This is a genomic window from Pseudomonas sp. UMAB-08 (assembly GCF_900095225.1).
Classification (GTDB): Bacteria; Pseudomonadota; Gammaproteobacteria; order Pseudomonadales; family Pseudomonadaceae; genus Aquipseudomonas.
This window is the reverse complement of record NZ_LT607414.1, coordinates 165279-175884: the sequence shown is the minus strand read 5'-3', so window position 1 is coordinate 175884 and position 10606 is coordinate 165279. Positions and strand designations below refer to the sequence as shown.

Below are 10606 nucleotides of genomic sequence, written 5' to 3'. Positions count from 1 at the left end.
ACAAATGCTTGTCAGGAAACGGCGCTGGAGCATTGCCATAATCGCAGTCGGGGTAGTGTCTGCCTGCCTGGCTTTTGCTGTGAATCAGTACATTCGTGGTCCATCGTCTTTGACGCTGGGTGATGGGAAAAATGGCCCTTTGGATATGGTCTGGATTCCTCCCGGTGAATTCTTGATGGGGAGCGATCATAAGAAGGCGCGACCCAATGAGGGGCCGGCCCATAAGGTTCGACTCGATGGTTATTGGATTGACCGCAACGACGTTACCAACGCAGATTACGCCCGTTTTATTTCTGAAACACATTATGTGACCACCGCCGAACGCAAACCCAAATGGGATGATCTGAAAGTACAGCTACCACCTGGTACGCCAGAACCGGATGACAGCGTCATGGTGCCCGGGGCATTGGTTTTTGTGGGCGCAGACAGGCCAATCCCCCTGAATGATTTCAGCCAGTGGTGGGCGTTTGTCCAGGGGGCTGACTGGCGCCATCCGTCTGGCCCCGACAGTACAATCGAAGGCAAGGAAACCCATCCGGTCGTTCAGGTTTCACATGAGGATGCAGAGGCGTACGCAAAGTGGGCACACAAGCGCCTGCTGACCGAGGCTGAATGGGAATACGCCGCAAGAGGCGGGCTGGAACAAGCGGACTATGCATGGGGGAGTGATTTCACGCCGGGCGGCGAAAAGATGGCCAATACCTGGAATGAGGTACAACCGTTCCCTGTTACAGGGTCCCGCAATAAATTCAAGATTGGCACCCAGCCTGTAGGCAGTTACAAGCCCAACGCTTATGGGCTGTACGACATGTCAGGGAACGTTTGGCAGTGGATCGCCGATTGGTATCGCGCTGATGCGTTCAGAGTAGGGCTCAAGCTTCAGCCGGCTGGCGAAGTATCGTTTAACCCGATGGGTCCGCTCCAGAGTTATGACCCGGCACTCGGGGTAACAGCCAATGCACCGCAGCGTGTGATTCGCGGTGGATCTTTTCTTTGCAGTGACAGCTACTGCACGAGCTTTCGAACCAGCGCCAGGCAGGGGGCGGATCCGATGAATGCCATGTCGCACCTCGGGTTTCGCTTGGCGATGAGTAATGATCAATGGGGAAAAAACCGCTGAATGCGATACGCAGGCGCGAAGAAGGTATAGCGGTTTATCAGCGCGGTAGCGCCGCCCCGACGTTCTGGCGGCTAGGGGAGGGCAGAGGGCAAGCCGCGCAACACTTTGTTAGCGTGAAGACACGTTATGATGAGCCCGCCCGGCGCTGATCTTTCAAGTCACGGGCACGCCTTAGTCCCGGAGTCAGATACGTAATGTCCACCATCACCCTCTTTGAAACCCCGCCGCCCGAGCCCATCAAAAGCCAGATTTTGCAGATGGTCGTCGATTACGTAACCGACATCAGCATGGTGGCGATCGCACCGAGCAATCCTCTCTACAACCTGTATCAATACGGTATCGGATACGAGGTTCATCTCTATCTGGACGCTATGGACGGCTCCAAAGGTATTCCGGTCGAGTTGATCGTAGCGTCGGATGCTCAGGACCCTTCCGCAGTCGTCGGCTTCTTGCTGTATCTGCCCGTGAAGGACGATCCCGAAGCCTGCGCAGTGGCCTATATGGCTGTGCAGGCAAGCCACCGACGTCGGGGTGTTGCGCGCGCGATGCTGCAGGAAATGGTCGGTCGATACCCTCATGCCGAGCTGGCCTGCTTCGTTGCCAAGGTTCCGCATTTCGAGTCGATGGGGTTTCAGGTTGTGGGCGTGCGCGGTCCCCAGGTGCTCATGAACACCCGTGACCACGGTACGGACAGCCTGTTGGCGGTGCTGGATGTCGCGCCTATTTATAAATCTGTGGAGGTGCGGCAGATACATACTTATCTGCTTCAGCAACATGGAAAAAAGGCGATGATGGATGCCGAGAAGCAGCGCGACCGGCATCTCGACCAGATGACACGTCACGCGAAGGCCTTTGTGCTGGAGCGTCTTGGAGAGGCCTCAGTGCACAATAACGGGCGCGGCCCACGCATGCTCTAGGATGTGTTCAGGCACTCACTGCGTGCCGAACATAGCCGTCCAGTAAATCCCCGCATCACTCTTCGGATCAACCGCATAGGCTGCGCCCAGCTCGCGGAACTGTGGGTTCATCAGGTTGGCGCAGTGACCGGAACTGGCCAGCCAGCCATCGACCACCTTGCGCGCGACGTCCTGCCCGGCGGCGATGTTCTCGCCGATCTGCTGGCCGACGTAGCCTGCCAGTTCAGCCCGGTCGCCCGGTGTGCGGCCATCGCGGCCTTTATGATCAAAGAAGTTGTTGTTGGCCATGGCCCGGGCATAGTTCTCGGCCGCCGTCGCGAGCATCGCGTTCCAGGCCAGTGGCGTCGTGGCGGCAAAGGATTGGGTGCCACACTGGCGCGGCTGCGTGCGTGCGGTGTTGATCATTTCGAGGAGCTTCTGTCCTTCCGCCTGCCAGTCGCCCAAGCGCCCAGCCAACAGCGGACGCGCCAGAACGATGCGCCACTCACGTCCCTCTCGGCTCACGCCGATATCGACGAATTGCGGGTCCAGCACGACTTGGCAAAAGCTCTCCCGCACCGCCGTCATGGCCGACTGCGCATCACGCGGTCCGGACAGGCTGATCGCCTGCACGTTGACCATCGGATAAGTCGCCCGCGCCAGCGCCTGCTGCAAGTCCCCGACACTGTTGGCGGGCAGGACCAAACGCGGATCGGATGCTAGCGGCGGTAACTCCTGGGACGCCTGGCCCGCGCAGCGCTGCCCCTGGCTGCGGTAAGCGTTGATCGACTCGACCAGTTGGGTGTCCTCGGTCGCCACGGCAGTGGCGGCGAACACCAGCCCCAGCGAAAATGCGGCAAGACGAATAGCGGATGATAGGAGGCGCATGGAAGTCTCTCTTGAACTGACTGCGGCCATGATGCGCGATTTCGCCCCACCCAGCGCAATGCCTTTTCACGCCGGACCGAAAATCGTTTGGTACGCATGACGCTTAGTGTGTTGACACACGCTGCTGGAATGATTTGACGACTACAATAAAGCGAAGTCGCAAACAGGGCGCACCCATCGATGCACTACAGAGTGGTTCCGTCAGAAGGTTCGACCATGCGCCTCAAAGGGATAGCAGCCTGCCTCGCAATAGCCCTTCTCATAGGTCCGGCGATCGCGGCTGACCAGGCGCAAAATAAGGAAGTGGCTGTGGGCAAAGCGCAGGTCCTGGAGCAGAAAGCTGCAGAGAAGGGGAGCACGACACCTGCGCCCAAGGCCGAGGCCATCACACAACCTGAAGCGCAGGCGGTCGATCCGGTAGGAAAAGCACCTTTGGACGATGCAATTACCTGTCTTGCACGCTCCATTTACTGGGAAGCCAAAGGTGGGGCCTCTGCCGACATGGAAGCCGTCGCCAGCGTTGTCATGAACCGACTTGGCCATGAGGGTTTTCCAGATACGGTGTGCGCGGTGGTCAAGCAAGGCTCTGAAAAGCATGCCTGTCAGTTTTCGTGGTGGTGTGATGGGCGTTCGGATCAGGCAGAAGAGGACGCCCCTTACGCGATTGCCAAGGACATAGCGCGAAAAGCGCTCAACCAGCAACTGACGGACCGAACCCACGGCGCTATGTATTTCCACGGCAAGAACGTGTCGCCCGACTGGGCCAAGGAATACATCAAGACAGCCGAGACCGGGAAGTTTCTCTTCTATAAGCCCCACGACGGTACAGCGCGATAGGCCTTCAATCTGGCGTGCGTTTATCCGTGGTAGCTAAAGGGGCGCATCGGCCACTATCAGTGTAAAGCGCGAGCAAAACGCTGCGCGTAGCATCGCTGATCTCCAGCCCGTAGGCGTGGTACCAAATCTCGGCGGGACCTGTATCCAGGCAGTCAAACTTTATTGATTCACCGAGCGAATAACACTGGCTTGCGAGAGCCCCAACGGGTCAATCGTATTCCGCTTCCTGATGCTCTCCCAACAGCCGCCGCTGACGTGGCGAGGCCGTCGCCAACACTATGGGGTTGAAGCGCCAGTGCAGATAGGGCGCGAATTTCTGCGCCACCATGCGCCGGCCGTAGTGCACCTGCAACAGGTAGCGCGTGCGGTCGAGGGTTTGGTTGTTACTCCCTGCGTGCCACAGTTCGCTGCGAAACATCAGTACGTCCCCGGCCCGGCACAGCACCGGCTGCGCAGAACAGCCCTGCCAGTGGTTTTCGCCGTCAGCCGGCGGACGCCCGGCCCGGTGGCTGCCAGGTATCACCCGAGTGGGGCAGAGGTCTGCATCAATATCGTCGAGGTAGAGGTGCGCGGTGCAAATCTGCATCGGCAACTCGAAGGTGGGGTCGGCCAGCAGGTTTTGCGGCAGCTCCATCACCAGGTAGTCCAGATGCAGTTTGGTGCCGACGAAGCCGGGATGGCAGCGCCAGGCGGTCTGGCCGATGATGTGGCAATCGGTTCCGAGAGCAGCCTCGGCCAGTTCGATGATCCCGCTCAGGTCGAGAAACGGCAGCCACAACGGGTCGCGGTTGAACACGCACTTGTAATGGTCGAGCAGGCCGCTGTAGTCCCAATGCTGCGGGTCAAGGCAGTCGATAGCATTGCGCAGCGTGGTTATTTGCGAACCATCCAGCACTCCGGGCAGCAGTACGAAACCCTCTCGGTGCAACGTCCCAAGACGGCCGGCGGTCAGTGATGACAAGATCGCTGTGGTGGTCATGTTGCGCCCCCGACAAACGCAGATAACTCCAACTCATACTGGCACTGAGGGGGGTACTTCGCCAGGCTCGCGTCCTCCGACTATTACTTTTTCACGATAATGGGTCGCTCACTTGAAAAGGTGGCAGAAACAGCCAGGAGGTTTTTCCGATAATACTGCGGGTTACGCGGCGGTATCGTTATGTTGAAGCCGGCAGCCTGAGTGCCGAGCATTGTCAGCGATACGGCGATTGCGACGAGATACAGCAACCGAGGGTAATCCCCATGCTAGACCACGTTTTTATTTCAGTAAGCGACCTCGACAGGTCCATCGATTTCTACGAAAAGTCCCTTGCGAGCCTCGGGATCAAGCATGTCGTCGACTATGACGGTGCGATGGGCCCGGAGGGGCATCCGGATTTAAAGGGATTTGGCCGAGACGGTCGAGTTTTCTTCTGGCTAAGACTGGGTAGGGCGGACAGCCGGGCCGTTCATGTTGGCTTTGTCGCCAACAGCGAAACCGAGGTTAACGCATTCTATGAAGCTGCCATCGGGGCAGGTGCTACCGATAACGGCAAACCGAGTGCTCGCCTTTATTACGACCCGCGCTACTACGCCGCCAATATCTTCGACCCCGACGGCTACAGCATTGAGGTCGTGTTCAAGAGTTGGCAGCACCCGCAGTCTTAGCCTTGGGCCGCGACGGGACTTGGTCCTATTCAATTGTGGGCGTGTCTGCTGTCGCTTATTCAGTGACTACGAAACCAGAGGCCACTCGGCCAGCGGTCGATAGCGGCCTTTGTGCGATTCGAACAGGGTGAGGTGTCTGGCACTTAGGTGAAAGTCTGGTTGCGTATTGGACTCAGGGACGGGTGCTCGATAGTCCCGCATCAAGGTCAGGTGAGGGCGAAACTCCCGGGTGGCTTCCACAAACCCAAGCGGTAGCAGCGCCTGTTGCAGGGCATAGACCAGCTGGCGTAAGGCCGTTGGTGGCTGCGCTGGAGCGAGTAATAAAACGTTGGATTGGTGCCATACATCCAGGCGGTCGAGAGGTACAGTCCAAGGCTGACCTGGCGTTCGAGCCCGTGCGGCAGCGGCGCAGATGTCCGGGATTTGGCTCACGGCTACAGAACCCAGAAACATCAGCGTCAAATGAAAATTTTCCGCTGGCACTGGGCGTCCGCTGCTTAGCTCAAGAGCGCGCCGCCACTGGGCTATGGCTCGACGTTGTGCATCTGCGCAGGGCAGGGCGAAAAAAAGACGCTTGAGCGGTTCGCCTTGCTCACGAGCTTCATGACCCATGCCTTGCCCCTCCAGGTCGCAGTTTGGCTTGGCTGCCACCGGCGAAGCACACCGGCAAGCCGTAGCTGTGAATCACCGCCTCAACCTCGCTGCGGTTCATGCTGTCCTGTTCGATACGGGGCAGTACGTGTTGCTCAGTCATTTCCAAATCCTGTGAGGTCTGAGTTCAGTTCAGCGGGGAGGGCCGTACGCCTGCGACGCTGTGCTGCATGTCTGTATTCAGGGCAAAGCTGTTAGCATGCTGGCTTCAAGCCATCATGGCGTGTCATTCGGAAAAGGAGTTTGCCCACATGTCGCAAAACATCAGCATCGCCGTGATCGGCGCAGGCCGTACCGGCTCACCGTTGCTGCGTGAACTGCTGCAGTATGACTACATTCAGGTTCTCGGTGTCGCGGACCTCGATCCCAACTCCATCGGGATGACCCTGGCCCGCGAGCACCAGATCCCTTGCTTTTCGGACCCGATAGCGATGGTCGAGGCCGTTGGCGAGGTGGATATCCTGGTTGAAGTCAGCGGTGATCGGGAGCTAAAGGCCAAGATCAAGCAGCACTACGAAACTGCGGGCAACCGCCACACCATCATCTTGCATGACCTGGTGGCGCGGCTGGTGATCAGCTTGTGCGATCGTAGCCCGACCCTGGTGCCGTCGCGACATCCTGACGACCACGGGATTGGCTGAGGGCGCGCGTTACGGGTAGATATCCACCCAACGCTGACGCTCAGGCTATGGAAAGTAGATCTACCCCGTTTCCCCAGGATCGATAAACCGGACTAATAGCCTTACTCCTTGAGTGTTTTTTTCAGGTAGTAACGCTGATGTCCGGGCGGGCAGTCTTCCAGCACGCCCATTATCTGGAAGCCCTGCTTCTGATAGAAGTCGGGCGCCTGGAAGCTGTAGGTGTAGAGAAACAATCCCTTACAACCCCGACGTTGCGCTTCCTCCTCTGCTCTCTTCAATAACTTGCCGCCTAGGCCATGGCTGCGCAGGGTATCGTTCAACCAAAGATAGTCAATGTAGAGCCAGCCCATCCCGAAATGGCCGAACATGCCTCCTATTATCTGGCCGCCGCTATCGCGGGCATAGAGTTGAAAGTCCTCGTAGGCATAGGGCCCGATCTGCTCCACATTGAAGCGTTCCAGACCTTGGCGCACCACAGCCATGGCCTCGGCATCAGCGCCTAAGCTGAAACAGTAAGGGGTATCGGTCATAAGCTCTCCCGTGCGGTGTTGTCAGCTGAAATTAATACGCTGCATGATTGTAATCGTTGGCTGGCGATGCTGCTTGCGCGACGACTACGGCGACTAACTGTTACATCACACAATCTTCAATGGATTGATCGGCCGGCACGACTAATCCCCCTCGCAACTGATATTCGCCCTGCAACTTTCCAGCAGGTTGCGCTCATGCATCAATAGCCATTAGGGTTGACGACAACTGAGTCGCCCGACGTGAATTACCCAAGGAGAGTTTTATGTCGTTCACCATTAATCCAATAAGTGCCGCTGACACAAACCAGGCAGCGGCGGCCTTATGTGAATTGTGGCCGCGATACTCACCGGCTGAGATTATTTCGACAATCGACGAGTTACTTCGCCCCAATGGCTACAACCTTGTCGGGCTTTGGGAAGAAGGTTCAACCTCAGCGGTAAGCGTACTGAGCTATCGGATTCAGTTTTCTCTCTGGTTAGGAAAGTCTTTCTATATCGTGGACATTGCGACACTGCCTCAGTGGCGTGGAAAAGGCCATGCCTCAAAATTACTTGATTGGGCTGAGGCTGAAGCCGTGCGCCTGGGTTGCTCGGCCGTGCATCTTGACTCCGGGGTCGGCACGGACAGGAGTGCAGCTCATCGACTCTACATGCAGCGTCACTATCAGATTTCCTGCCATCACTTTTTGAAACGGCTGGCCTGAGACTGCCTGTGTTTTCTAGCCTTCTGACTGAATCAGCCCGGGCTGTGTGTAAACGTATTCACGAATTTTAGGTCTGCGTTCCTGCGTGAAACCCGCCAGCTTGGTGATCAGCGGTTGGTGTGCATCAACCCACACCACGTCCTTATTCCGCTAGAGAACCCTGATGCACAACATTGCCGCAACCCAAAGCACTATCCCCGCGACGGTTAGTGGCGCAGAAAACGAGTGGCTCCAGTCGAACAGATAGTTGGCCACCACGGGGCCGGCGATTTGTCCGACACCATACGCGGCGGTCATGGCGGCCAGAACGTTGAACTGCACTGTGCGAGCGATACGACTTGCAGCGGGCATAGCAATTGTCACTGTTCCCATAAATGTGCCACCGACGATCAAAGCACTGGCCAGGTAGGCTGCCGGCAAGGCGCTTATTACGGGCAACACGACACCTATTGCCTGTACGGCCAAGTTGGTGAAGAGGGCAGTGCGCGTTCCCCATCGGGCCACTACGCTCTGCCATAAAAAGCAGGAAGGCACGGCCCCCAAGCCAAATACTGCCCACACATGAATAGGCGCGAGCGTGTCCACTGCATTGCTGACCAGCAAGGGCAGAAAGGTGGCGGTAATAATGTAGCCAAACCCCGCCAAGCCATAAATGACGATCAGTTTGCCGATGCCCAGTGACATCATGCCGTCTGGCAAAGGCTGCACGCGCATCGAGGTTCTGGTCGCAGTACGATCTCTCAGGCCGGCAACCGCCAAGGCCGCCAAAGCGGTAGCGCTCACCGCCAGAAGTAGCCATAGGTCATGGCTGTGGAAGCCAAAAAACTGCCCGGCCGCCAATATTTCCGCAGAGAGCAATACCCCCACCCCCACCCCGGCATACAGCAATGGTGCGCCCTGACTGTAGCCTTTGTTTTGCAGCAGCCACACTGATGCCCCGACCATCGCCAAAGAGCTGAATATCCCCGCCAGTCCTCGAATAAAAATAATCAGCCAAATCCCATCGGCGACCGACAATGCGGCCAGCGACAGTACCGTGGCCGCCAGCATCCAGATGCACAGTCGGTAGGCGTGTTTGTTGTTTATACCCACAGCCATCAGTGCGCCGAGAAGGTAGCCACCATAGTTAACCGAGGCCGCGATGCTGCCCGCGTGAACGTTGAGAAGGCCATCGTCGACCATAGTTGGATAGATGCCGGTGAACGCAAAACGCCCGAAACCCATTCCAACCGCCATCACCAAGGCGGCCGCCAATGCAGCGAACATGGGCTGGTTACCCAAAAATCGATCTGCTGTCATGGCGCCCGGAACTCCTCTTGCGTGGAGGTGAGTACGTCGCGCAACGCAGCGAAGGCGGGAGTGTTGAAATTGCGGCGCCATATTAGCCAGGTATCCACGTTCATCACTGGGTGAGTCTGAACATCGGGCGGATCGCGCAATAACTTCAACACGCTACGGGGAACCAGGCTGACGCAGCTGCCAGCCACTACACAGGCAAGCATGCCGTGGTAAGAACCCATTTCTTGGATATCGATGGAGGTTTTTTGCAGTTCGGTGGTATCGGCGAGCCAGTCTTCTGCAATCGCACGATAGCTACAGCCTTGGCCAAATGCCGCGAGCGAACGTACAACCACATCGTCGGGACGAGTGACCGGCGGATGGGAGGCAGGCAGTAGCAGCAACAGCTCCTCACGGAACACGGTCTTGCCCATCAGGCTCATGGCTTCTAGGTCTTGAGGGGAAAGGGCATCACCCACGCCTGGTAATGCCACCAACGCACAGTCCAATAACCCGTTGCAAACCGCGTCCAGCAATGGCCGTGACGGGCCGGTAGAGATTCGCAGCTGAACCTTTGGCCACTTGCTGTGGTAGTCAGCCAATGGCGTCGGTAGGCGGCTGGCGGCGGTGCTTTCCATGCTGCCAAGGCGCAGAATCCCCTGCGGTGCCTGAGGACTAAGCATCTGCCTAGCCTCTTCAGCGAGTATCAGCAATCGGTTGGCATAGCCGAGAAAGCGCTCGCCCTCAGCGGTAAGACTCAAGCGTTTTCCTTCACGCAGGAAAAGCGCTACCCCCAGTTCTTCCTCAAGTTGCTGGATACGGGTGCTGACGTTCGATTGCACACGCCCTAACTGCTTTGCAGCGCGTGTAATGCTCAGCTCAGTAGCTACCGAGCAGTAGATTTCCAGGGACTGATGATCCATTTTAAAGATCTCGTAAAGAGAATAACTTTTAAATATTATTCTCGAAATGAGATTATCGAAAGGAAATTCTCTAACCCTCAGGAATCCACCGTCCGTAAACACCCACACGCGGCCAAGTCTTCTGGCCGATTTCTGCGTGCTGCGACCGGCTGAAATCTACCCAAAGCCAAGGTTCAGAAACGGGAGCACCACTTGGGTAGGTTAGGCTACGACAGGATGGTTGGATCGCTAAGAAGCGGCTTCAGCTTGAATGAACTGTTAGGCCGCGCCCTCGGAATGCCTAGACCAACCGGATTTATAAATTCCGGTGGTGCTTAAGTGACATAGATCAGCTCTCAGAGGAGATGATTGAGTCATGACTGGATTCAGCAGCTAGTTTCAATCGGTCAGCTTTACTAATGTATTTAGACTTGCTTGGCGGTGCCAATTTGGCACTGGCCTTTTTGGCATGAGCATTTAATAACTGCTTTATTTTCTTACGACGATTCATG

The 10606-nt window shown here is 57.1% G+C and carries 14 protein-coding genes; 6 read left to right on the top strand and 8 right to left on the bottom strand.

Features of this window, described 5'->3' with window-relative positions:
* Positions 1-4 precede the first annotated feature (4 nt).
* Positions 5-1120: a formylglycine-generating enzyme family protein gene (locus K0F75_RS00770; RefSeq protein WP_219059865.1), complete on the top strand. Its 1116-nt coding sequence runs from the start codon at positions 5-7 to the stop codon at positions 1118-1120.
* A 194-nt stretch (positions 1121-1314) separates the two neighbouring features.
* Complete coding sequence (locus K0F75_RS00765; protein WP_219059864.1) at positions 1315-2037, top strand: GNAT family N-acetyltransferase; 723 nt, start codon at positions 1315-1317, stop codon at positions 2035-2037.
* 15 nt (positions 2038-2052) lie between these two features.
* Here K0F75_RS00765 and K0F75_RS00760 read toward each other — a convergent pair whose 3' ends face one another.
* Positions 2053-2904 carry a CAP domain-containing protein gene (locus K0F75_RS00760; RefSeq protein WP_219059863.1) on the bottom strand — a complete coding sequence of 284 codons (852 nt, stop codon included), beginning with the start codon at positions 2902-2904 and terminating at the stop codon, positions 2053-2055.
* A 216-nt stretch (positions 2905-3120) separates the two neighbouring features.
* Between K0F75_RS00760 and K0F75_RS00755 the strand changes: the two genes are divergently transcribed.
* A complete protein-coding gene (locus K0F75_RS00755; RefSeq protein WP_219059862.1) occupies positions 3121-3741 on the top strand; it encodes a cell wall hydrolase in 621 nt (206 codons plus the stop codon).
* A gap of 208 nt (positions 3742-3949) precedes the next feature.
* Here the strand turns inward: K0F75_RS00755 and K0F75_RS00750 are convergent, their stop codons facing one another.
* On the bottom strand, positions 3950-4720 hold the full coding sequence (locus K0F75_RS00750) for a phytanoyl-CoA dioxygenase family protein (protein ID WP_219059861.1): 771 nt from the start codon (positions 4718-4720) through the stop codon (positions 3950-3952).
* A gap of 263 nt (positions 4721-4983) precedes the next feature.
* Here K0F75_RS00750 and K0F75_RS00745 point away from each other — a divergent pair, with 263 nt between their 5' ends.
* Positions 4984-5388, top strand: coding sequence for a VOC family protein (locus K0F75_RS00745; RefSeq protein WP_219059860.1), 405 nt, complete (start codon positions 4984-4986; stop codon positions 5386-5388).
* 66 nt (positions 5389-5454) lie between these two features.
* Here the strand turns inward: K0F75_RS00745 and thpR are convergent, their stop codons facing one another.
* Together thpR and K0F75_RS00735 are read right to left on the bottom strand one after the other, a co-directional pair.
* A complete protein-coding gene (gene thpR, locus K0F75_RS00740) occupies positions 5455-6000 on the bottom strand; it encodes an RNA 2',3'-cyclic phosphodiesterase (RefSeq protein ID WP_219059859.1) in 546 nt (181 codons plus the stop codon).
* Positions 5990-6142, bottom strand: a complete 153-nt coding sequence (locus K0F75_RS00735; RefSeq protein WP_219059858.1) for a hypothetical protein — start codon at positions 6140-6142, stop codon at positions 5990-5992. The genes thpR and K0F75_RS00735 overlap by 11 nt, the downstream gene beginning before the upstream one ends.
* A 148-nt stretch (positions 6143-6290) precedes the next feature.
* Between K0F75_RS00735 and K0F75_RS00730 the strand changes: the two genes are divergently transcribed.
* A complete protein-coding gene (locus K0F75_RS00730) occupies positions 6291-6680 on the top strand; it encodes a hypothetical protein (RefSeq protein ID WP_219059857.1) in 390 nt (129 codons plus the stop codon).
* Positions 6681-6781: 101 nt separating this feature from the next.
* On the opposite strand, the gene K0F75_RS00725 is transcribed toward K0F75_RS00730, so the two are convergent.
* Entirely contained in the window at positions 6782-7210 is a 429-nt protein-coding gene (locus K0F75_RS00725) for a GNAT family N-acetyltransferase (RefSeq protein WP_219059856.1), read from the bottom strand.
* A gap of 263 nt (positions 7211-7473) precedes the next feature.
* Here K0F75_RS00725 and K0F75_RS00720 point away from each other — a divergent pair, with 263 nt between their 5' ends.
* The gene (locus K0F75_RS00720; protein ID WP_219059855.1) at positions 7474-7914 is read left to right on the top strand and encodes a GNAT family N-acetyltransferase; all 441 of its coding nucleotides are present in this window, start codon (positions 7474-7476) and stop codon (positions 7912-7914) included.
* A gap of 150 nt (positions 7915-8064) precedes the next feature.
* On the opposite strand, the gene K0F75_RS00715 is transcribed toward K0F75_RS00720, so the two are convergent.
* The 3 genes from K0F75_RS00715 to K0F75_RS00705 all read right to left on the bottom strand — a co-directional run bounded on the left by K0F75_RS00715 (position 8065) and on the right by K0F75_RS00705 (position 10605).
* The gene (locus tag K0F75_RS00715) at positions 8065-9213 is read right to left on the bottom strand and encodes a YbfB/YjiJ family MFS transporter (RefSeq protein WP_219059854.1); all 1149 of its coding nucleotides are present in this window, start codon (positions 9211-9213) and stop codon (positions 8065-8067) included.
* Positions 9210-10115 (bottom strand): LysR family transcriptional regulator, encoded by a 906-nt coding sequence (locus K0F75_RS00710; RefSeq protein ID WP_219059853.1) that lies wholly within the window; start codon positions 10113-10115, stop codon positions 9210-9212. The genes K0F75_RS00715 and K0F75_RS00710 overlap by 4 nt, the downstream gene beginning before the upstream one ends.
* Before the next feature lie 328 nt (positions 10116-10443).
* On the bottom strand, positions 10444-10605 hold the full coding sequence (locus K0F75_RS00705; protein ID WP_219059852.1) for a DUF2986 domain-containing protein: 162 nt from the start codon (positions 10603-10605) through the stop codon (positions 10444-10446).
* Position 10606: the final 1 nt, after the last annotated feature.

Bases quoted from the DNA above. Each gene is read 5' to 3' on its own strand.
- K0F75_RS00770 (WP_219059865.1), top strand. From the start codon at position 5: ATGCTTGTCAGGAAACGGCGCTGGAGCATTGCCATAATCGCAGTCGGG.
- K0F75_RS00765 (WP_219059864.1), top strand. From the start codon at position 1,315: ATGTCCACCATCACCCTCTTTGAAACCCCGCCGCCCGAGCCCATCAAA.
- K0F75_RS00760 (WP_219059863.1), bottom strand. From the start codon at position 2,904: ATGCGCCTCCTATCATCCGCTATTCGTCTTGCCGCATTTTCGCTGGGG.
- K0F75_RS00755 (WP_219059862.1), top strand. From the start codon at position 3,121: ATGCGCCTCAAAGGGATAGCAGCCTGCCTCGCAATAGCCCTTCTCATA.
- K0F75_RS00750 (WP_219059861.1), bottom strand. From the start codon at position 4,720: ATGACCACCACAGCGATCTTGTCATCACTGACCGCCGGCCGTCTTGGG.
- K0F75_RS00745 (WP_219059860.1), top strand. From the start codon at position 4,984: ATGCTAGACCACGTTTTTATTTCAGTAAGCGACCTCGACAGGTCCATC.
- thpR (WP_219059859.1), bottom strand. From the start codon at position 6,000: ATGGGTCATGAAGCTCGTGAGCAAGGCGAACCGCTCAAGCGTCTTTTT.
- K0F75_RS00735 (WP_219059858.1), bottom strand. From the start codon at position 6,142: ATGACTGAGCAACACGTACTGCCCCGTATCGAACAGGACAGCATGAAC.
- K0F75_RS00730 (WP_219059857.1), top strand. From the start codon at position 6,291: ATGTCGCAAAACATCAGCATCGCCGTGATCGGCGCAGGCCGTACCGGC.
- K0F75_RS00725 (WP_219059856.1), bottom strand. From the start codon at position 7,210: ATGACCGATACCCCTTACTGTTTCAGCTTAGGCGCTGATGCCGAGGCC.
- K0F75_RS00720 (WP_219059855.1), top strand. From the start codon at position 7,474: ATGTCGTTCACCATTAATCCAATAAGTGCCGCTGACACAAACCAGGCA.
- K0F75_RS00715 (WP_219059854.1), bottom strand. From the start codon at position 9,213: ATGACAGCAGATCGATTTTTGGGTAACCAGCCCATGTTCGCTGCATTG.
- K0F75_RS00710 (WP_219059853.1), bottom strand. From the start codon at position 10,115: ATGGATCATCAGTCCCTGGAAATCTACTGCTCGGTAGCTACTGAGCTG.
- K0F75_RS00705 (WP_219059852.1), bottom strand. From the start codon at position 10,605: ATGAATCGTCGTAAGAAAATAAAGCAGTTATTAAATGCTCATGCCAAA.